This window comes from Streptomyces sp. NBC_00984, from assembly GCF_045162475.1.
Lineage (GTDB): Bacteria > Actinomycetota > Actinomycetes > Streptomycetales > Streptomycetaceae > Streptomyces.
Genome location: NZ_CP108734.1, coordinates 5,273,630 through 5,294,637, shown reverse-complemented (window position 1 = coordinate 5,294,637; position 21,008 = coordinate 5,273,630). Strand labels below are relative to the sequence as shown.

At 71.8% G+C, this 21,008-nt stretch carries 16 protein-coding genes; 5 read left to right on the top strand and 11 right to left on the bottom strand.

Going from position 1 to position 21,008, the window contains the following annotated elements; all coding sequences use genetic code 11:
* Nucleotides 1-290: 290 nt before the first annotated feature.
* Both OG520_RS23665 and OG520_RS23660 read left to right on the top strand, forming a co-directional pair.
* Complete coding sequence (locus OG520_RS23665; RefSeq protein WP_406014507.1) at nt 291-1,187, top strand: helix-turn-helix domain-containing protein; 897 nt, start codon at nt 291-293, stop codon at nt 1,185-1,187.
* A complete protein-coding gene (locus OG520_RS23660; protein ID WP_406014506.1) occupies nt 1,184-1,831 on the top strand; it encodes an HAD family hydrolase in 648 nt (215 codons plus the stop codon). Before OG520_RS23665 ends, OG520_RS23660 begins: the two co-directional genes overlap by 4 nt.
* A 46-nt stretch (nt 1,832-1,877) precedes the next feature.
* Here OG520_RS23660 and OG520_RS23655 read toward each other — a convergent pair whose 3' ends face one another.
* The 4 genes from OG520_RS23655 to OG520_RS23640 all read right to left on the bottom strand — a co-directional run bounded on the left by OG520_RS23655 (nt 1,878) and on the right by OG520_RS23640 (nt 8,117).
* Nucleotides 1,878-2,534, bottom strand: coding sequence for a hypothetical protein (locus tag OG520_RS23655; protein ID WP_406014505.1), 657 nt, complete (start codon nt 2,532-2,534; stop codon nt 1,878-1,880).
* Nucleotides 2,535-2,796: 262 nt separating this feature from the next.
* Nucleotides 2,797-5,487, bottom strand: coding sequence for a hypothetical protein (locus tag OG520_RS23650; RefSeq protein WP_406014504.1), 2,691 nt, complete (start codon nt 5,485-5,487; stop codon nt 2,797-2,799).
* Nucleotides 5,488-5,644: 157 nt separating this feature from the next.
* A complete protein-coding gene (locus OG520_RS23645; RefSeq protein ID WP_406014503.1) occupies nt 5,645-7,126 on the bottom strand; it encodes a peptidoglycan D,D-transpeptidase FtsI family protein in 1,482 nt (493 codons plus the stop codon).
* Between the two features lie 145 nt (nt 7,127-7,271).
* On the bottom strand, nt 7,272-8,117 hold the full coding sequence (locus OG520_RS23640) for an LLM class F420-dependent oxidoreductase (RefSeq protein WP_406014502.1): 846 nt from the start codon (nt 8,115-8,117) through the stop codon (nt 7,272-7,274).
* A 288-nt stretch (nt 8,118-8,405) separates the two neighbouring features.
* Between OG520_RS23640 and OG520_RS23635 the strand changes: the two genes are divergently transcribed.
* Nucleotides 8,406-9,914 (top strand): CehA/McbA family metallohydrolase, encoded by a 1,509-nt coding sequence (locus OG520_RS23635; RefSeq protein WP_406016546.1) that lies wholly within the window; start codon nt 8,406-8,408, stop codon nt 9,912-9,914.
* On the opposite strand, the gene OG520_RS23630 is transcribed toward OG520_RS23635, so the two are convergent.
* The 3 genes from OG520_RS23630 to OG520_RS23620 are packed head-to-tail and all read right to left on the bottom strand — an operon-like array spanning nt 9,886 to nt 12,928.
* On the bottom strand, nt 9,886-10,908 hold the full coding sequence (locus OG520_RS23630) for a DMT family transporter (RefSeq protein WP_406014501.1): 1,023 nt from the start codon (nt 10,906-10,908) through the stop codon (nt 9,886-9,888). The two genes, OG520_RS23635 and OG520_RS23630, sit on opposite strands and share 29 nt — an antisense overlap.
* The gene (locus tag OG520_RS23625) at nt 10,905-11,516 is read right to left on the bottom strand and encodes a TetR/AcrR family transcriptional regulator (RefSeq protein WP_406014500.1); all 612 of its coding nucleotides are present in this window, start codon (nt 11,514-11,516) and stop codon (nt 10,905-10,907) included. The genes OG520_RS23630 and OG520_RS23625 overlap by 4 nt, the downstream gene beginning before the upstream one ends.
* 32 nt (nt 11,517-11,548) lie before the next feature.
* Nucleotides 11,549-12,928: an MFS transporter gene (locus OG520_RS23620; RefSeq protein WP_406014499.1), complete on the bottom strand. Its 1,380-nt coding sequence runs from the start codon at nt 12,926-12,928 to the stop codon at nt 11,549-11,551.
* 219 nt (nt 12,929-13,147) lie between these two features.
* Between OG520_RS23620 and OG520_RS23615 the strand changes: the two genes are divergently transcribed.
* Together OG520_RS23615 and OG520_RS23610 are read left to right on the top strand one after the other, a co-directional pair.
* Nucleotides 13,148-13,783 carry a DNA polymerase ligase N-terminal domain-containing protein gene (locus OG520_RS23615; RefSeq protein ID WP_406014498.1) on the top strand — a complete coding sequence of 212 codons (636 nt, stop codon included), beginning with the start codon at nt 13,148-13,150 and terminating at the stop codon, nt 13,781-13,783.
* The gene (locus OG520_RS23610; protein WP_406014497.1) at nt 13,780-14,493 is read left to right on the top strand and encodes an endonuclease; all 714 of its coding nucleotides are present in this window, start codon (nt 13,780-13,782) and stop codon (nt 14,491-14,493) included. The genes OG520_RS23615 and OG520_RS23610 overlap by 4 nt, the downstream gene beginning before the upstream one ends.
* 21 nt (nt 14,494-14,514) lie before the next feature.
* Here OG520_RS23610 and OG520_RS23605 read toward each other — a convergent pair whose 3' ends face one another.
* From OG520_RS23605 to OG520_RS23590, 4 genes are all read right to left on the bottom strand, one after another.
* Nucleotides 14,515-15,690, bottom strand: coding sequence for a macrolide family glycosyltransferase (locus OG520_RS23605; RefSeq protein WP_406014496.1), 1,176 nt, complete (start codon nt 15,688-15,690; stop codon nt 14,515-14,517).
* A gap of 222 nt (nt 15,691-15,912) precedes the next feature.
* The gene (locus OG520_RS23600; protein ID WP_406014495.1) at nt 15,913-17,478 is read right to left on the bottom strand and encodes an APC family permease; all 1,566 of its coding nucleotides are present in this window, start codon (nt 17,476-17,478) and stop codon (nt 15,913-15,915) included.
* Nucleotides 17,479-17,724: 246 nt separating this feature from the next.
* On the bottom strand, nt 17,725-19,188 hold the full coding sequence (locus tag OG520_RS23595) for an aldehyde dehydrogenase family protein (protein WP_406014494.1): 1,464 nt from the start codon (nt 19,186-19,188) through the stop codon (nt 17,725-17,727).
* The gene (locus OG520_RS23590; RefSeq protein ID WP_406014493.1) at nt 19,185-20,924 is read right to left on the bottom strand and encodes an amidohydrolase family protein; all 1,740 of its coding nucleotides are present in this window, start codon (nt 20,922-20,924) and stop codon (nt 19,185-19,187) included. Before OG520_RS23590 ends, OG520_RS23595 begins: the two co-directional genes overlap by 4 nt.
* Nucleotides 20,925-21,008: the final 84 nt, after the last annotated feature.

The following is a 21,008-nucleotide window of genomic DNA, read 5'->3' as shown; positions in this document are numbered from 1 at the left end:
ACAGTCGCGACCCGGTGCGCCGCGACCCGGGGGACCGCGACGCGGCGGGCCCCGACGTAAAAAGGCTTTTAAAGGCTTTGGGAAGAAGAAACTTTCCCAACCCAACCCCTCCCCCAGCCACGTACAGGGGCCCGTCACTCGCACGGGTGAGGTTCGCGAACTGAGCTGGATTTCGGGGCTATTGGCTGGCATATGCTCGCCGCGACAACCCCCAGACATGCGTCGGCCCCCGGCCGGGAGTCACGATCCCGAACGAGGGCCTGACCACCGAGGAAGTAAAGGGCTTCCCGATGGATACACAGCAGGTTAGCGCGCCCTCGCGCGCCCCGTCTCCCGTTCGCGGGGGCGCCACGCCGACATCCGGTGTCATGCACATCAACTCCCGGCACACCAGCCGCTTCACCGTCATCGGCAACCATCTCGCCCAGCACCGCGAGCTCTCCCTGCTCGCGATCGGGCTCTCGACGTACATCCAGTCGCTTCCCGCCGGGGCGCGGATCGGCATCAAGACGCTCGCCGAACGCTTCCCCGACAGCGAGGCCCGTATCGCCGCCGCGTTACGCGAACTGGAGGCCCACGGCTACCTGAGCCGTACCCGCGAGCGGCTTCCCAACGGCCGTGTCGTCACGCGCACTTGCTCCTACAACCAGCCGTCCGGCACCGCACAACGCCACCCGGCCCCGGCCCCCAAACCGCGCCGCCAGCCCAGCCGCCCAGCCCCCGCACCAACCCCCGAACCGGCACCGTCACCCGCACCCGCACCCGCACCCGCCAAGGCCCCGCCCCCGCCGCTCCCCCAGCCGCGCAAGGAGCTTCCCCAGCTCATCCGCGCCGCTACCGCGCTGCTCACCGATCTCCCCCGCCACGCGCCCCAGATCCACCTCGCCGAGAAGGACGTCATCCTTCTCGCCCCCGCTGCCGCCACCTGGTTCGAGCGCGGCGCCACACCCGCCGCTCTCCGGCACGCCCTCACCCACGACCTCCCCCAGCCCCTCAAGCACCCCGCCAAGCTCCTCCGGCACCGCCTCACGGCTCTTCTGCCGCCCCCGCCGACCCCGGACATGCCCGCAGTCCCGCTCCAGAACTGCGACCGCTGCGACCGCGCCTTCCGCTCCCCCGTCCCGGGCGACTGCCACGACTGCGCAGCCGACGCCGCCCACGCCCCGTTCCCTATCCTGACCGGATGATCACCACCCCTGAACTCGTCATATTCGACTGCGACGGCGTGCTCGTCGACAGCGAACGGATCGCCGTACGCATCCAGGTCCAGGTGGGCGCCGAGCTGGGGTGGCCGCTGACAGCGGAGGAGGTCGTCGAGAAGTTCGTGGGCCGGTCGAACAAGTCCATCGGAGCCCTGGTCGACGCCCGGCTGCCCGGCACGTCCGCCGCCTGGCAGCAGCGCTTCGAGGCCCTCCACCACGACGCGGTCGAGACCGAACTCGTCGCGGTGGAGGGCATCCACGAAGCGCTGGCCGCCCTCACGCTCCCCACCTGCGTGGCCTCCAGCGGCAGCCACGACAAGATGCGCCACACCCTGGGTCACACCGGGCTCTACGCGCACTTCGAGGGACGCATCTTCAGCGCCACCGAGGTCGCACGCGGAAAGCCCGCCCCCGATCTCTTCCTTCACGCGGCCCGGCGGATGGGGGTCGAGCCCGCCGCCTGTGTGGTCGTCGAGGACAGCAAGTACGGGGTGCAGGCCGCCCGTTCAGCCGGGATGCGAGCCTTCGGCTACGCGGGCGGGCTGACCCCGGCGCACTGGCTGGAAGGCCCGGACACCGTGGTCTTCGACGACATGCGCAAGCTGCCGACGCTGCTGCCCGGGAGCTGAGATTTCCCGGCCCGCCGCTTCCCGTGTCTCGCGGTGCTCCGGCCCGTCACCACTCCTCGTAGTGGCCGATCACCCGGAAGCTGCCCGCGACGCCGTTGTCGATGAACCCGCCGCCTCGGACGTTAGGAGTCACGACACCGTAGGTGCTGCCGTGGGGGCCGACCGTGGCGACCGGAGAGCCGCCGTCACAGGCGAACCCCCGAAAGACCTCGACCGCATACCGGCTGTCGTTGTAGATGCTGAAGCTGCTCGAACCCAGCCCGCTGGCCGCGGGGACGCAGCCCCCCGGATAGGCGGAGTACTCCCGTTCGTTGAAGTAGATCCTCTGCTCCCTCTTCCGGCCGCCGCCCTCGTCGTCGCGCCCGCCCCGGCCGCCGCCCTCGTCGTCGCGCCCGCCCCGGCCGCCGCCCTCGTCGTCACGCCCTCCGCGGTCGGAGCCCTCACGGTCGCCACCGTTGTCCCCCTTGTCCCCCTTGCCCTCCGTTCCGCTGTCGCTGCCGAGGGGGGCCGGAGCGGGGGCAACCTGCCGGGCGGGCGGGGCGGCCCGGTGGGCGGGCGGGGCAGCTTGGTGAGCGGGCTGAGCAGCCCGCCCGGCGGCCGGTTCGGACTGAGTGAATCCGTCAGTCGAGGCATAGGTGATGCCAGTGGCAAGGACCGCTGTGCCGACTACGGCGGCGGCCACAGTGAAGGTACGCGTAGGCATGTCACTTCTCTCCGTCTCAGAGACGCCGGCCTGACGGCCGACCTGCGGCGAACGTACCGAGGGGTCCCATACCTGTCATTTCGGACAGGCCCAGGGCGTGACACCGCAGGACCGGTCGGGTACAAAGAAGCCATTCCACGCATATCTGTGCCGATGTCGCTGTGTCGCCGATTGCTTCCCCGGCACCGCCCGCATCACGCTCTTCGCGATCGGCGCGACGCGGCCACATCGAAGCCCGGCCCTTGCGTTCAGCTCGACTACGTCAGCGGGCAACCGCCTTGGTCGCCTTGCTGATGGCGGTACCACTGGCGTGGCCGGTGCGGCGGGCGGCCACCTTCACGGTGATCTTCTTGCCACGCTGGGCGGACTTGAGCGTCAGCGAGGACTTGGTCGCGCCGGAGATCGCCTTGCCGTTCGCGTACCACTGGTAGCCGTACGAGGTCGGGGCGGGCGTCCAGGTGCCGTGGGCGGCCTTGAGGGTGCGGCCCACCTTCGCGGTGCCGGAGATCGTGGGCTGCTTGGTGGCCTTGGGCGCGCTACCCGTGGCGATCTTCACCGATGCGGTCGTCGCGGAACCGTCGGTGTGACCGGTGCGGCGGGCCGTGACGGTGGCGGTGAGCTTCTTGCCGAGCAGCGACGCCGGGACGGTGTACGTGGACGCGGTCGCGCCGGACACCGCCTTGCCGTCGGCGTTCCACTGGTAGGTGTACGAGACCGGGGCGGGGGCCCAGGTGCCGGTGGACGCGGTGAGACGGTCGCCGACACGGGCCGTGCCCGTGATCGCCGGGAGTGCGCCGTTCCTGAGCGGGGCCGGGGTGACGGTGAAGTCGCCGCGCAGGTACTGCGTGCCGGTGTGCGTGATGACGCTCGCGCCCCAGGTGCCTTCGGTCACGCCGGTCAGGTCGAGCTCGGCGGTGAGGGTGCGGCGGTCGGGCGAGACCGAGACGGTGGTCGCCGTGATCTCCCGGCCGGAGCTGCGCAGCACGACGTGGTCGTCCTTGTGCAGGGCCGTACCGGTGACCGTGACGGTCGTCTTCGTACCGGCGACCCCGGTGGTCGGGGTCATCTGCCCGATGGACAGCCGCTCCAGGCCGCAGAGGCCGATGGTGCAGACCGCCTCCGCCTTGTACGAGGTCTTCGAGGCCTCCTCCGGCAGCGAGAGCACGAGGATGCTCGGGGTGGTCTCCCTGGAGTACTGCTCGATCACCGCGCAGGAGTAGCCGCCGGGGGTGGCATACGTGCAGCCGTTGTCGAGGCTCGGGTCGTACAGCGCGGGCACCGCCGCCTCGGCGGCGCCCGTCGTGTCACTGATCTCCATCTTGAAGCGGTCGCTGTACCCGGTGGGCAGCGCGGCGCAGACGGCGGTGTGCTGCTCGTCGAGGGTGCCGGTGATCGGGCCGTACACGTACGCGATGCTCTGCGGCTTGTCGCACTCGGCGGCCGGGCCCTCCGGGCCCGCGATGCGCAGGGCGTCGAAGCGGTACGTGTCGGGGGCCTTCAGCGTCACGGGGACGGTGACCAGGACCTGGTAGTGGGTGGAGCCGGTGACGGCGCACGCCCGGTTCTTGTTGCAGTGGCCGACGCCGTCGGCGCCGTACACCACGATGTTCGCGGCGCCGTACGGGTCGCGGACGTCGATGTGCAGGGTGTCCTTGGCGTCGGCGGTGGTGACCTGGCGGCAGCGCAGCTCGCCGGGGGCGCCCATGGTGCCGCCGGTGGACGGGCCGCCGACCTTCGTCGCCGGGTTCGGGGTGCAGCCCTTGGCGGTCGAGGTGACGTCGCGGCGGGCCAGGATGTACTCGGCGGGGGTGTCGCGGCCGGTGACCAGCACGGTGTGGGCGACGCCGGGGGTCAGCGCGCAGGTCGTCCAGCTGTTGAGGCCGGCCGAGCAGATCTGCTTGCCCTGGGCGTCCAGGACGGTGAACCCGGCGAGGGCCGTGGTGCCGGGTGCCGCCCGGAACTGGATGTTCTCCTGGGTGCTGTGGTCGTCGGCCGGGATGCTCAGGCAGTTCGAGAAGACGCCGTTCCCGGTGACGACGCGGGCGGCGGGGCCGGTCGCGGTGAAGTCGCCCGCCGGGACGGCCGGGCAGTCGCTCGCCGCGTCGGTGCGGTGCAGGGCGAGGGTGTACGGGCCGGTCGGGTTCGACTCGCTGGTGGTGGAGACCAGGACCCGGAACGGGGCCTTGCCGGTGAGTCCGCAGGTCCCGGCCGAGAGCTGGGACGTGCCGCACCGCTGGATGCCGTCGGCGTCGACCACGGTGGCCTCGGGACGTGGTGCGGGCCCGTTGAACGCCCGCAGCACCGCCAGCCGGGCACCCCCGGGGAGCGGCAGGGACAGGCAGTCGATCTCACCGCCGACGGCGAACCCGGCGTGGTGCACGCCGAGTTCGACCGGCTCGCAGCCGGTGGTGGCGGAGTGGTCGATGAGGAGGGTGGGGGCGTCGGTGAAGACGGTGTAGTCACCGGCGGCGGGGAGGGAGCAGACGTCCCAGGTCGCGCAGACGGTCCTGCCCTCCCGGTCGTACACGGCGAGCACGGACCGTACGCCGTCGTGGACGGCGTACGCGTCGTAGCGTCCGGCGGCCGGGGCGGTGAAGGTCCGGCATCCGCGGGCCGGATCGGCGGCCGTGGGGCCGGAGTTGTATCCGTTCAGCGCCGGGTGGGTGCAGCCGGCCGGGTCGGAGATGCGGCGGACGGCGAGGGCGTACGCGGCGGGGAAGCCGTGCTCGGCCTCGCTGACCTGCGAGAGGACCCGGTACGGGCCGTCGCCGGGCAGTACGCAGCCCTCGCTGTCGTCCTCGTCGGACGGGGCGCCGGCCGCCGCCGTGGGGGCGTACGCCTGCGCGGCGGTCGCGGGTATCAGTAGCGAGAGCAGGACCGACAGCGCGAGCAGCAGCGCCGCGTACGCCGCCGATCTCTCGGATCTCGCCGCCGTGCGTGGGTAGTTGGGCATTCCGTTCCCCCCGGACCGGTGAAGTGTGCGCTTCTGCCGGGGCTTCACGAACGACGCGCGAACGACGCGCGAACGCGGGACGGCCCGGGACACAAGCGAGATGTGTGCGACTCGTAAAGAAGAGTGCACACGGTGATCGCACACGTGTCCCAGGGGGCTACTTGCCCAGCACCGCCTTCATCACGCTCTTCGCGATCGGCGCACCCAGCCGGCCACCGGAGATGTCCGACCGGGAGATGTCCATGGCCGTCGGGTCGATGAACACCGCGACCGCCACCGACTTGCCGTCGGCCTTGCCGTACGAGACGAACCAGCCGTACGGCACCTCGTCGTTCACATTGACACCGCGCTGCGCCGTGCCGGTCTTGCCGCCGACCGTGACGCCGTCGATCAGGGCCCGCTTGGCGCTGCCCTCCTTGGCCGTGAACTCCATCATTTCCTGGACCTTCTTCGCCGTATCCTCGGACACGGCCTGGCTCTTGAGCTTCGGTTCGTTCTTCTCCAGGACCGACAGGTCGGGGCCGCGCAGCTCGTCGACGATGTACGGCTGCATCAGCTTGCCGTCGTTGGCGAGGGCGGCCGTCACCATCGCCATCTGCATCGGCGTGCTGGTGAGACTGCCCTGCCCCATGCCCGTCAGCGCCGTTCCGGGCTTGTCCAGTTTGTTCGGGTAGAGGCTCTTGGTGGCGAGCATGTCGCCGAACTCCTCGGAGTAGACATCGGAGTTGAAGCCGAACTTCTCCGCGGTCTCACGCATCTTGTCGGCGCCGACCTTGGACGCCGCGTCGAGGAAGACGTTGTTGCAGGAGTACTGCATCGCGGTCTTCATGGACGCCTTGTTGCACACCGCGTCGCCGGCCTCGCTGCCGATCTTGTTCGTGGAGAGCGGCAGGGGGTACGGGGAGACGGCGTCGGATGCCGCGTCGACATCGGTGACCACGCCGTTCTCCAGGGCCGCGGCCGCCGTGAGGATCTTGAACGTCGAGCCGGGCGGGAAGGTCTCCCGCAGCGGGCGGTTGGCCAGCGGCTTGCTCTTGTCCTTGACGAGCGCCTGGAACTTGTCCCCCTCCTTGAACGAGTTCCCGGCGAAGACCGACGGATCGTACGAAGGGGTGGAGACGAGGGCCAGGACCTTCCCCGTGCTCGGGTCCAGCGCGACGACCGCGCCCCGCGCGCCGAGGTCGGTCAGGCCCTTGTAACCGGCCTTCTGCGCCTTCGGGTCGATCGTGGTGATCACATCACCGCCGCGCCGCTGCTCGCCGGTGATGATGTCCTTGGCGTGCCGGAACGCGAACCGGTCGTCCTGGCCGCTCAGGATGCTGTCGTACGTCTTCTCCAGGAGGGACATGCCCTGCGCCTGGGAGGCGTATCCGGTGACGGGGGCGTACATCGGGCCCTGCTTGAAGGTCCGCCGGTACTTGAAGTCCGTTCCGTCGACCGCCTTGGAACCGGTGATCGCGTCGCTGCCGACGACGATGTCGCCGCGCGGGGTGGCGAACTGGGCGATCTTCACCCGTCGGTTGTTCTCATGAGTGGCCAGGGGCTCGCTCTTGACATACTGGATCCAGTTCGCCCGCAGCAGTAGCCCCAACACCAGCAGCCCGCAGAATATGGCTATGTGCCGCAACGGCCTGTTCATCCTGATCCACTCCCGGGCTCACCGACTATTTGATCCTTAACCCAGGAAGATGCTGATTCCGGGCAAATGGTTGCACCCGCAACCATCCCTGACCGTGGGCGTGGGTACGGGTACGGGTACCGGCATGGGGACGGGCATCTGTCGCTCAGAGGTGCTCCGCGTAGCCGTCGAGTGCCCGCAGCACCTCCGCCTCGCCCGCCGGGGGCAGTTGCAGGACGATCTCCTCGATGCCCAGGTCCGCGTAGTGCGCGAGCTTCCCCGCGCTGGGCAGCACCGCGTACGGGACGACCTGGAGGTGTTCCGGGTCGCGGCCCGCCTCCTTCCAGGCCTCGCGGAGCTTCGGTACGGATTCGGTCAGGCCCCGGCCGCCGATGGGGAGCCAGCCGTCGGCGTACTGCGCGATGTGGTCGAACAGCTTCGGACCCGCCGCGCCGCCGATCAGGGTGCGGGGGCCGTTCACCGGGCCGCGGGGCGCCTGGACCGGCTTCGGGTACGCGTGGCTGGCCCGGACCGAGCCGAACTCGCCCTTGTACGCCGTGGGTTCGTCCGCCCACAGGGCGCGCATCAGGGCCAGCCGGTCGCGGACGAGGTCGCGGCGGGCGGGCCAGTCGACCCCATGGTCCGCGGCCTCCTCGACGTTCCAGCCGTAGCCGACGCCCAGCGTGAACCGGCCGCCGGAGAGATGGTCGAGGGTGGCGGCCTGCTTGGCCAGGTCGATCGGGTCGTGCTGGGCGACGAGCGTGATGCCGGTGCCCAGCGCGAGGCGTTCGGTGACAGCGGCGGCCTGGGCGAGAGCGACGAAGGGATCGAGGGTGCGGCCGTACTCGGGCGGGAGTTCGCCGCCCGCCGGGTAGGGGGTGTCCCTGCTCACCGGGATGTGGGTGTGCTCGGGCAGATAGAGCCCGTCGAAGCCGCGCTGTTCGAGCTCGCGGGCGAGCCGCAGCGGCGTGATCGTCTCATCGGTGAGGAAGATCGTTGTGGCGATCCGCATATGAGGACACCTCCGTCGTGATCCGGTGAGGGACGAGAACCCAACGTATGCCGTGCGGTGCGGAAAGCCGAGCATGCGGGAAGTCGGGGAAATCGGGGAACCAGGCAGTTGAGGGGCCGGCCCGTTCAGGTATCCCGGCGTTCGTCCGGAGTTCACCGCCGGCCGCCAGGGTTTCGGGTGCGCGTCGTTCCGTCCCGCTCGCTCACGCCTCGCCGCTCACGCCTTGCCGCTCACGACACCAGGGGAGCCCTTCGCATGTCCGCATCGCATTCCGCTCATGGCCACCCGATGGCCAGGCGCGGCCTTCTCGTCGGGACGGCCGCCACCGCTCTGACGTTGGGCACTGTGAGCTTCGCCGACGCCGCGACCCCGAACGGCGGCAACGAGGGTGAGGACGGCCCGGACCGGGCCAGGACCGTGCGCGGCACCCTGCCGACCGGGTCGCCCGACTTCGTGTACCTGCCGGTCGAAGTACCGCGCGGGGTACGGGAGATCGCCGTCTCGTACACGTACGAGAGGACACCCGTGCCGGCCGGGACACAGGGCAACGCCCTCGACATCGGCATCTTCGACGAGCGCGGCACCGCGCTGGGCGGGCGCGGATTCCGGGGGTGGTCCGGCGGGGCGCGCGGCAGCTTCTTCATCCGGGCGGACGAGGCGACGCCCGGCTACATCGCCGGGCCGGTCCGGGCCGGCACGTGGAACATCGCGCTCGGCCCCTACACCGTCGCCCCCGAGGGGCTGCCGTACGAGGTGACGATCACCCTGCGCTTCGGGCCCGCCGGGTCCACGCCAAAGCCCGTGTACCCGCCGGAGCGCGCGAAGGGGCGCGGACGGGCCTGGTACCGGGGGGACTGCCACCTCCACTCCACGCACTCGGACGGCAGACGCACCCCCGCCGAGATCGCCGCCGCCGCGCGTGCGGCCGGGCTCGACTTCATCAACAGCAGCGAGCACAACACGTACTCCGCGCACGGAGTGTGGGGCGGGCTGTGGGGCGACGACCTGCTCGTCCTCACCGGCGAGGAGATCACCACCCGCAACGGGCATGTCCTCGCGGTGGCCACCGATCCGGGCACGTTCGTGGACTGGCGCTACCGGGCCCGCGACAACCGGTTCGGCCACTACGCCAAGGCCGTGCGCAAGGCCGGCGGCCTGGTCGTGCCCGCCCATCCGCACGCCACCTGCATCGGCTGCCACTGGAAATTCGGCTTCGGCGAGGCGGACGCGGTGGAGGTGTGGAACGGGGCGTACTCCCCGGAGGACGAGATCGCTCTCGCCGAGTGGGACAACTCCCTGGTCGCCGCCGTCCGTTGGTCGAAGCCGTGGGTCGCGGCGATGGGCAACAGCGACGCTCACCGGGAGCCGGACGTGGTGGGGCTGCCGCAGACCGTCGTCCTCGCCGACGAACTGTCGCGCGAGGCGATCGTGGCCGGGATCCGGGCCGGGCACTCGTACATCGCGGAGTCGTCCGCCGTCACGGTCTCCTTCGGCGTCTCGGGCGGGCGCGGGCTGCACGCCGGGATCGGTGGGCGGCTGCGGGTGGACGGGGACGACACCCCGGTCACCGTGCGGCTGGAGGTGACCGGGGCGCCCGGCTGCACCGCGCACTTCGTCACCGACCAGGGCACGCTGTTCACGGCCGCGCTGCCCGAGTCGGGCACGGGGACGGTGGAGTGGCGCACGACTCCGGCCTACGCCGCCTACGTACGGGCCGAGGTCCGGCATCCGGCGACGGTGCCGGGGCTGCCGGGGGCACTGGCGGCGCTCACCAATCCGGTGTTCCTGGAGGGGTAGGAGCGGGTCGGGCCGGTGCGGTGGCCCGGGTCGGGGCCGGGGCCGGGGAGGCCGCCGCGCCCCCGCGTACGCGGACTGGCCGGGACGGGGCGGTCAGTACGCCCAGGCAGGCGATGACGAGGGCGATGCCGGTCCAGCCGAGGGCGGGGAAGTGCTCGCCGACGACCAGGACCGCGAAGACGGCCGCCACGGCGGGCTCCAGCAGGGACAGGGTCGTCGCGGTGGAGACCGGGATGCGGGACAGGCCGAAGCCGAACAGGACGTACCCGATGAACATCGGCACCAGCGCCATGTAGAGCCCGACGCCCGCGTTCGCCCAGGAGGCGACCAGCGGCGCGCCGGTGGCCAGCAGGACCGGTACGAGCATCAGCCCGCCGAGGCCGAACACCGCCCCCATGGCCGCCCGCGAGCCGATGCCGCGGGTGATGAGGCGGTGCGCCGCCCACGCGTACACGGCGTAGGTGACGCCCGCGACCAGCCCGAGGCCCACTCCCGCGACGGTCTGCCGGGCGGAGCCCGTACCGGTTCCGGTACCGGCCTGCGCGGCCTCGGCCGCACACAGCAGCACCGTGCCGGCCAGCCCCAGGGCGGCCCCCGCCATCCATCTCCGGGACAGGCGCCGGCCGTCGGCGAGCCGCTCGATCAGGGCCGATGCCAGCGGGGCGGAGCCGATGGAGACGACCGTGCCGACCGCGACACCGGCCAGGTGCATGGAGGTGTAGAACGCGAGCGGATACAGCGCCACGCCCGCTCCCCCGACGAGCACGATCCGCCACTGCGCCCGCAGCGCCGCGCGGCCCCGTGCGATGCCGCGTCCGGCCAGCAGTGCCTGGAGCAGGCCGCCCAGGCCCATCGCGGCGGCGCCGATCGCCAGCGGCCCGACCTGGGGCGCGAAGGTGGCCGCGGTGCCCGTGGTGCCCCAGAGCACCGAGGCCAGCAGGACCGCGAGCGCGCCGAGGCCCGGTCCGGCGGCGCGCCCGGCCGGCCGGCTCACAGGGCGCCCACCAGGGAGGCCGCCAGGTCCCGGGCGCGCCGCATGCGTACGGCGTCGCCTTCGAGGCCCGCGCGCACGATGGCCCCTTCGAGCAGGAACGCCAGGTGCTCCGCCGTGCCCCGGGCCTTCTCCTCCTGGCCCGGCAGCAGCTCCTGGAGGTGGGCGGCGAGCAGGCTCTCGACCTGCTCCTTGTGGTGGCGGACCACGGTCCGGCCCTCGTGCCCGGTGGGCAGTTCGGCGGCGGCGTTGAGCAGTCCGCAGCCCCGGAAGCCGTGCTCGTAGGCGAGATCGGCATGGTCGGCGTAGGCGTCGAAGACGGCCAGTACCGCCGCTGCCGGTCCCCGCGCACCGGCCAGGCGTCGCCGGTAGAGGTCGAGCCACTCCTCGTGCCTGGCCTGGAGGTAGGCGCAGACGAGGTCGGCCTTGGAGTCGAAGTTGTTGTAGAGGCTCATCTTCGCGACGCCGGCCTCGGCCGTGATCGTGTCGATGCCCGTCGCCGCCACGCCGTCGGTGTAGAACCGGCGCGCGGCGGCGTCGAGAATCCGGCCGCGCGCCACCCCCCGCCGCCGCTTCACCGGCTGCTTCTCCTCGGCCTTCGCGTCGCCCACGTCCACCCGCCTCCTTAATTAGGTAGGTCAGTCTACCTAACCGTGAGAGCGGCGGCCTCCGCCGGGGGCGAGCCGATGCCGAGCCGGTGCGCACAGGCCCGCCGTTGCACGACCGCCAGGCCCGCGACCGCCGTCCCCAGCACCAGCCACCCCGCCGGCCCGGCCGCCATCACCACACCGGTCAGCAGCGGCGGCCCGGCGGACTTCTGGATGGACTGCGACATCCCGGCCACCCCCAGATACGCGGCTCGGGCGTCCCGGGGCGCGAGCAGGACCGCGAGCTCCCACGAACTCACCGACCGCATCAGCTCCGCCAGCGTGACCAGCAGCGCCGCGGCGAGCAGGACCGCCCCGGCCACCCGGCTCCCGCCCCGGGTGGCCGCGGCCAGGAAGCCGCAGCCGGCGAACATCAGGACCCCGTAGAGCAGCACCGCCCTGGTCGCCCGGCGCGGCCCTTCGGCCCGCTTCGACACGCTCAGCTGGAGCACCACGACCATCATGGTGTTGAGGACGAGGAAGGCCGGGACCAGGGCATGCGGTGCGGAGGTGCGGTCCACCAGCCACAGCGGCAGGCCGACGGCGAGGACCGAGTCGTCGAGGTTCATCGGGATGTCCAGGAGGACGAAGCGGAGATAGCCGCGGTCCCGCCACGGGCTGGAGGGGCGGACCGAATCCCGCTCGCCCGCGAAGACCGGGGCACCGGACCCCGCATCCCCGGCCCGTGCCGCGCCCCCCGTCCGTGCCGCATCCCCGGCCCGTGCCACCTCGACGGTCTTCTCCGCCGGCTCGCTCGTGCGCCACACCAGCACCGCGGCGACGGCGAACGACAGCGCGTTGCCCAGGATCAGGGCGCGATAGGCGCCCGTGGTCCCCACCGCCAGGCCGATCGCCGCGATCCCGGCACCGACGCCGTAGCCCGCGTTGGCCGCGCTGCGCGACAGCGCCTGATAAGCCGCGCGCCGCTCGCCCGCGACCCGGGTGGCGAAGAGCATCTCCAGCGTCTTGGCGGCCCGGTCGCCCAGGTAGGTCACGGCGACGACGGGCAGCAGCGCGTCGAAACCCGAGCACACCAGGACCAGGCCGAGGGTCACCAGCCGGAGCAGATGGCAGCCGATCAGCAGCGGGCGCACCGGGAAGCGGCCGGCCAGCCGCCCCGCCAGCGGCGAACCGGCGATGCCCGCGACCCCGGCCGCGCCCAGCAGGACGCCGATCCGCTGGGCGCTCAGATGCGTCACGAACGTCAGATACAGGACCGAGGACGCGGCCCACAGCCCCGAGCCGGTCCGGTCCACGGCCAGGGCGAGCAGCATGATCCGCGCATTGCGGCCGCCCGGCGGATTGCGCAGCTGGGCCGGCAGACCCGGCCCGCCCTCCGGGGCCCTCGCCCCGCCACCCTTTTCGCCTCGCCGCATCACGCGCCCCCTCAGGCATGCCCCGACAGGCATGCCTCGACATCAAGAGATCTTGGAACAAGGGGAAGACTGCCCGCAGAATAGTCTCGATGTCAAGATACTTGACGCCGAGATACCTGTGGGCGGACCGGCGCCGGAACCCGTCCCGGTGCGCTTCGCGGCACGGGGCGTCACAGTGGAAGGGAGCACCGGGCGGGGGCTGCCGGAGGAGGTGTCCGGATGGATGTGACCGGCGACAACGACGACCGGCTCCGGGACTACCGCGGCGAACGGCACTTCGACCTGACGTCGGAACCGCACGGCAACGGTGAACGGACGGGCCCGGCACCCTGCTTCGTCGTACAGATCCACCAGGCGCGGCGCATGCACTTCGACTTCCGGCTGGAGGTCGACGGCGTACTGAAGTCGTGGGCGGTGCCGCGCGGCCCTTCGGAGAACCCGCGCGTGCGGCGGCTGGCCGTCCCGACCGAGGACCACCCGCTGGAGTACCGCACGTTCGAGGGCGTCATCGCGAAGGGCGAGTACGGCGGCGGCACGGTGATCGTCTGGGACCAGGGCACCTACCGGCCGCTCAGCCACGACCGCTGGGGCGAACCCGTGCCGTTCGATCAGGCCCTGGAGGACGGTCACGCGACGTTCTGGCTCGACGGGACCAGACTGCACGGCGAGTTCGCCCTCACCCGCTTCAAGGACGGCGACGCCCCGGGCGAAGAGGTGTGGCTGCTGATCAAGGCCAAGGACGCACGGGCCACCCAGGACGGTCCTGACACCCCGGACCCCTACCTCGCACGTTCGGCCCGCACCGGCCGCACCCTGGCCCAGGTCGCGGCCGAGGAGGGAAGCGGGTCCACGTGACCGCCCGCCACACCGTCGAGGTCCTGCTCGCCGACCACGGAACCACGTACGCGGCCGAGGCCGGGATCCGGCTGCGGAACACCCCGCAACCCCTGTACCAACTCCTCGTCCTCAGCGACCTGTTGAGCGCCCGCATCCGGGCCTCCGTGGCGGTGGCGGCGGCGCGCGCACTGTTCGCCCACGGCATGCGCTCGCCGCGCCGGATGGCCGCGGCGACCTGGCAGCAGCGCGTGGACGCACTGGGCGAGGGCGGCTACCGGCGCTACGACGAACGGACCGCCACCCAGCTCGGCGAAGGCGCGCGGCTCCTGCTCGACGATTACGGGGGCGATCTGCGGCGACTGCGCGAGGAGGCCGACGGCGACCTGGACGCCCTGCGGGCCGGGCTGCGCCGGACCCCGGGCATCGGCCCGGCCGGCGCGGACATCTTCGTACGCGAAGTGCAGGCCGTGTGGCCGGAGACGGCGCCGTACGTGGACGGGAAGGCGCTCCAGGGCGCCGAGCGGCTGGGCCTGCCCAGCTCCCCGGCGGAACTGGCGAGACTGGCGGAACTGGCCGCGCCCGCCGGGCCGGCCGAGCCGCCCCGGCCGGCGCGACAGGCCGGCCGGGGCGGACAGACGGACGGGCATGGGATCGCCGTGCTCGCGGCGGCCCTGGTGCGTGCCGCACTCGACCAGCACATCGTGGACGACGTCAGGGCCCACGCCTGAGAGCCTGTCGGGGGCGGCCGGTCAGCCCAGCATGTCCTCGATGAGGCCGGCGGCCCGCGTGGTGCCGCCCTCGGCCCGTGCCGCGGCGCGGAGCCGCGCCGAGCGGCGGGCGACCTCCAGGTCGGAGACGAGTTCGACCAGGGCGGTCCGCAGCGCCTCGGCGGTGGCCTGCTCGGTGTCGATGCGGCGGGCCACCCCCAGCTCCACGAGCCGGTCGGCGTTCATGAACTGATCGGCGGCCTGAGGAACGGCGATCATCGGCACACCGGTGAACAGCCCTTCGCTGCTGCCGCCCATTCCGGCGTGGGTGACGAAGGCGTCGGCCTGTTCCAGGATCGTGAGCTGAGGCACCCAGGAGTGCACCTCGACATTGGACGGGATGTCGCCGAGTTCCGCCGGGTCGGTGTACTTCCCGATCTGGAGCACGACGTGCCAGCCGGGCAGGTCGCCGTAGGCGGCCAGGCACTGGCGGTAGAACTCCGGCCGCTTCGTGAACGCCGAGCCCAGGGAGACCAGGAGCACGTTCCCGGCATCGGCGGGACGCGTCCAGTCCCCCGCGTCAGCCCGCGCGCCGAAGCAGGGGCCGACGAACGTGACCGTGCCGGTGTCGACCCGGTCGGCGTGCGGTTGCATCGCCTTCGGGATCGTCGCCAGGGCGTGTGCGGGCCGGCCGCAGAAGGCGCCCACATCGGTGGTGGACGCCCCGCAGTCGGTGAGCCACCGGGCGAACCTCGCCCGGTACGCGTCGGCGCCCGGCAGCTGCCACAGCTGCGCCGCGACCTCCTGGTCGTAGCCCTCCCAGGCCACGAACGTCGGGGACAGCTGCATGAGCGGACGGCCCTGCGTCTCGGCGAGGACGCGCGCGGGGTAGGCGCCGATGTCGTAGAGGTAGAGGTCCGCGGGGTCGGGGTCGTAGACGGCGCGCAGCTGCGGGAGCGCCTGGACCGCGTCGTCGAGGAAGACACCCATCGCGCCGATGGGGTCCTCGGGCCAGTCGTTGTCGGCGACCGGCAGCACGGACTCGAAGGGGACGAACTCGGCGCCGGTGGCCTCGATCAGCCCGGCCACCGCCGGGTCGTTGGCGTAGGTCACCCGGTGGCCCCGGGCCACCAGCTCGCGAATGATCTCAAGGCTCGGCAGGACATGGCTGACGGCGGGGACGCCGATCATCGCGACATGGGCACGGCGACGTGACATGGAGGTTCACTCTTTTCAGGTCTACGGCAGATAGGACACAGCGATCCGGTGCGCCGGCCACGGGCGGAAATCACCGTGGGCGCACTCGGGTTCGGCGGGACGGGGTACGTGCCCCGCCCGCGTGTCAGCCGTAGATCTGATGCATGAAGAACATGCCCGGGACCCTAGCCCGTCCCGTGCTCACGCGCACGGGCTTTTCGGCGGACTCCCCGCCGGGGCCGCTCAGTCCTCGACGACCAGCGACGGGGTCTCCTTGGTCAGCACCTCGCCGCGGAAGAACGCCGGGCTGCGGCGCTGCATCACCAGCATCAGCACCACACCGAGCAGCAGCAGCCCGACGCCGATGACGAACACCGAGCCGACTCCGAGGACCGACGAGCCGGAGCCGTACGCCGGGTCCCACATGTCGTAGAGGGTCTTGCCGAAGACCGACGTGAGCAGGATGCCGCCGACGCCCGGGAACAGGCCCTTGAAGACCAGGTCGCGGAAGGAGCGGGTCAGGTCGGCGCGGAAGAACCAGACGCAGGCGAACGCCGTCAGCGCGTAGTAGAAGCAGATCATGAGGCCGAGCGCGTAGATCGTGTCGACCAGGACGTGCTCGCTGACCAGGGTCATGACCGTGTAGAAGACGCCGGTCGCGACGCCCGCGGTGATCGTGGCCCTTCCCGGGGTCCGGAAGCGCGGGTGCACCCGGGCGTACGAGGCGGGCAGGGCCTCGTAGGTGGACATCGCGAGCACCGTGCGGGCCACCGGGATGAAGGTGGTCTGCAGGCTCGCGGCGGCCGAGGCGAGCACGGCGACGAAGAGCAGGATGCCGAGCCCGGGGCCCATGACCGGGCCGGCCAGCGCGGCGAAGACGTTGTCGGAGGTGCCGGGGTTGGCCAGGCCCAGGCCGGAGGTGCCGGAGCCGACGACCATCTGGGCGGCGACGCCGGTCGCCAGGTAGGAGCCGACCAGCACGACCATCGCGATGAGGGCGGCCCGCCCGGGGGTCTTCTCGCTGCCGGTGGTCTCCTCGTTGGCGGTCAGACAGGCGTCCCAGCCCCAGAACATGAAGATCGACAGCGACAGACCGGCGGTGAACGCGGCGAAGGACTGCACGGCGAACGGGTTCAGCCAGGACCAGGAGAAGTCCAGCGAGGAGGCGAACTCGCCGCTCTGCGCCTTCCGCACGGCCATCGCCACGAACAGTGCGAGGACGACGAGTTGAAGCCCCACCAGTGCGTACTGGATGCCCTTGGTGGCCGTCATCCCCCGGTAGCTGATCGCCGTGGCGACCGCGATCAGGGCCAGACAGGTCAGGATGTGGACGGGTTTGCTGTCGTCCAGGGCGGCGATCGAGTCATTGCCGGTGATCTCGCCCGCCAGGAGCCAGAAGTACGAGGTGGCGACGCCCGCCAGGTTCGACAGCACGATGATCGTCGCGATGACCAGGCCCCAGCCGCACATCCAGCCGATGCGCGGGCCGAACGCCTTGACCGTCCAGGTGAAGGAGGTGCCGCAGTCCGGCATGGCCTTGTTGAGCTCGCGGTACGCGAAGGCGACGAGCAGCATCGGCAGGAAGCCGGCCAGGAAGACGGCGGGCATCTGCACGCCGACCTCTCCCGCGGTGGAGCCGAGGGTGGAGGTGAGGCAGTAGACGGGGGCGACGGTGGAGATGCCGATGACGGCGCTGCCCATCAGGCCGACGGAGTTCCCGCCGAGGCCCTTGCCGCGTACCCCCCTGTCGGCCGGGGCGGCGCCCCGTGCCGTGTCTCCGGCCTGCGGCCGCACGTCCAGCTGAGTCATGAAAAGGACGATAAACGCTGCGATTTCCACATCTGGAGGATGAGACTCCGCCGTCTCACCCTTGAATTCCAGGCAACAATACGGAAAGACCTCGGCTAATTGAAGGCCGTTCGCGAACCTTGCCTTCCGATGCGATGTCGAGGCCCGATAGCGGCACCGTACGGGAACCGCAGCACTGTCCGTTTTATGGGGGTTCAAAATTTCCCGTGGGTGTCCGCTCAGCGGACACCCACGGGGTGTTCCGGTTCAGCCGGGCCAGACGATCGACTGGAGTTCGCTGTACGCGTGCAGGGCGTACGAGCCGACGTCGCGCCCGACACCGCTCTTCTTGAACCCGCCGAACGGGGCCTCCATGTTCCGTCCGATGGTGTTCACGCCGACCCCGCCGGCGCGCAGCCGCCGGGCCACCCGGAAGGCGCGGGCCACGTCCGAGGACCAGACGTAGTCGATCAGTCCGTAGTCGCTGTCGTTGGCGAGCGCGATGCCCTCCTCCTCGTCGTCGAAGGGGACGACCACGACGACCGGGCCGAAGATCTCCTCGCGGACGACGCGCATGTCGTTGGTGCAGTCGGCGAGCAGGGTCGGGGCGACGTAGAAACCGCGCTCCGGCCCGGCCGGGCGTACGCCGCCCGTGACGACCCTCGCCCCCTCCTTCCTGCCCAGCTCGACGTACGACTCGATCCGGTCGCGGTGGGCGGCCGAGATGACCGGTCCGACGACCGTGCCCCTGGCCGCCGGGTCGCCCACCTTCAGATGGCCCGCGTACGCGGCGAGCTTCCCGAGCAGGGCGTCATGGACGCCGCGCTGGGCAAGGACCCGGGTCGGGGCCGTACAGATCTGGCCGCTGTAGAAGGAGAACGTGGTGCCGATCCCCGCCACCGCCGAGTCGAGGTCCGCGTCGTCGAGGACGACGGCGGCGCCCTTGCCGCCCAGCTCCATCAGCTGCCGCTTCATGCCCCGGCCGCACACCTCGGCGATGCGCTGCCCGACGGCCGTGGAGCCGGTGAAGCTGACCATGTCGACGTCCCCGCTGTCGACGGCGGCCTCGCCCGCCCCGGGGCCCGACCCGGTGACGACATTGACGACGCCCGGCGGAACGCCCGCCTCTTCGAGCGCCTCGGCCATCCGGTAGACGGAGAGCGGGTCCTGCGGGGCGGGCTTCACGACCACCGTGTTGCCCATGGCCAGCGCGGGCGCCACCTTGCCCGCCGGGTTGGCCCAGGGGTTGTTGTACGAGGTGATGCAGGTGACGACGCCGACCGGCTGGCGGACGGCGAGCGCCCCGAAGACCCCGGCCCGCCCCATCGGCCCGGCCTCGTTGATCTGCGGCGCGACGGCCTCCTCGACCGGCTCCAGGGCGCCCCTGGCGTACCTGCGGAAGCGGGCGGCGCCGACGGCGACCTGCATGCCCCGGGCCGTCGCGGTGGTGGCGCCGCTCTCCGCGCGGGCGAGCGCGGCGTGTGAGGCGAGGTCGCGCACCATCAGGCCCGCGGCCCGGTCGAGGATCTCGGCGCGCTCCTCGGGGCGGGTGCGGGACCAGCCGGCGAAGGCCTCCCGGGCCGCGGCCGCCGCCGCGTACACCTGCTCGCGGCTCGCCTCGGGAGCGAGGCCGACGACCTCCTCGGAGGCCGGGTCGATCACCTCGTAGTGGCCGTGGTCGGGTTCGGTCCACCGCCCGCCGATGAACAGACGTCGCTTCCCGTCGCTCATGCGGTGCTCACCGTCCGGGTGTCGCGCCCGGAGCGGAGCACCGTGCCGGGGACCGCGCCGGTCACCTTGTCGTCGCGCAGGGTCTCCACCCCGTTGACCCGGACCGAGACGATGCCGATGGCCCTGGAGTCGAGCCGGGGGCTCTCGCCGGGCAGATCGTGCACGAGGGTGGCGGGCCCGGCATCGATGCGTTCCGGGTCGAAGAGGACGAGGTCGGCGTGGAAGCCCTCCTCGATCCGGCCCCGGTCGCGGAGCCCGAAGAGCCGGGCGGGGTCGTCGGTGAGCATCTTCACGGCCCGTTCGAGGGGGACGAGCTTGCGTCCGCGCAGGCAGTCGCCGAGGAACCGGGTGGTGTACGGGGCGCCGCACATCCGGTCCAGGTGCGCGCCCGCGTCGGAGCCGCCGAGCATGACGTCCTCGTGCTCCCAGGCCTCGCGGCGCAGCGCCCAGGAGGCGGGATCGTTGTCGGTGGGCATGGGCCACAGCACCGTGCGCAGCTCGTCGGCGGCGCAGATCTCGACGAGGCAGTGGAAGGGGTCCAGCCCGCGTTCGGCGGCGATGTCGCGTACGACGCGGCCGGTCAGTCCTTCGTTGGCCGCGCTGTAGGTGTCGCCGATGACGTACCGGCCGAAGTCGGCGAGGCGGCGGAAGACTCCGGCCTCCTTGCTGTCGGCGCGGCGGAGCATCTCGGCGCGGGTGGCGGCGTCGCGGAGCCGTTCGATGCGCTCGGGAACGGGGAGGGCGAGGATGTCGCCCCAGCCGGGTATGAGGTTGAGGGCGCAGAAGGTGCCGAGTGACATGTTCATCGGGGTGAGGATCGGCATGGTGAGCGCGACGATCCGGCCGCCGGCCCGGCGGGCCCGTTCGCTGGGCACGAGCTGACGCGGTACGCGTTCGGGGACGGCGGCGTCGATGGTGAGGACGTTCCAGTTCAGCGGGCGTCCGGCGGTGGCGGACATGTCGACGAGCAGCTCGATCTCCTCGTCGGAGAACTGGTCGAGGCAGCCCGCGACGATCGCTTCGAGCTGGGTGCCTTCGTGTTCGCCGACGGCCCGGGAGAGGGCGAGGAGCTCCTCCGGCAGTGCGTGCCGGGAGGCGACGGGCTGACCGTCACCGTCGGAGTGGGTGGCGGACTGGGTGGTGGACAGCCCCCAGGCTCCGGCGTCCATCGCGTCGTGGAACAGCGCGAGCATGGCGTCGAGCTGTGCGGGGGTGGGCTGCCCGCCGATCGCGTCGGCGCCCATGACGTGCCTGCGCAGGGCGCAGTGCCCGACCATGAACCCGGCGTTGACGGCGATCCGCCCTTCGAGGGCGTCGAGGTATTCGCGGAAGCTGGACCAGCTCCAGTCGACGCCCTCCTCCAGCGCCTTGAGGGCCATGCCCTCCACCCGCGCCATCATCCGGCGGGTGTAGTCGGCGTCCTCGGGGCGCTCGGGGTGGAGCGGGGCGAGGGTGAACCCGCAGTTGCCTCCGGCGACGGTGGTGACGCCGTGGTTCATGGACGGGGTGGCGTACGGGTCCCAGAAGAGCTGGGCGTCGTAGTGGGTGTGCGGGTCGACGAAGCCGGGTGCGAGGACGAGACCGGTGGCGTCCTCGGCGGTGACGGCCTCCTCGGTGAGCGTGCCCGGTTCGGCGACGACGGCGATGCGGCCGTCACGGATGCCGATGTCGGCGGGGTACGAGGGCCCGCCGGTGCCGTCCACGACGGTCGCTCCGCGGATGAGGTGGTCGAGCATGACGGGGTTCCCTTCTGTGGTGGGTGGGTGCTTCCGCGGTGGGCGGTTGTGCGGCCGGGGTGCGCACGGCCGCGGTACGCACCC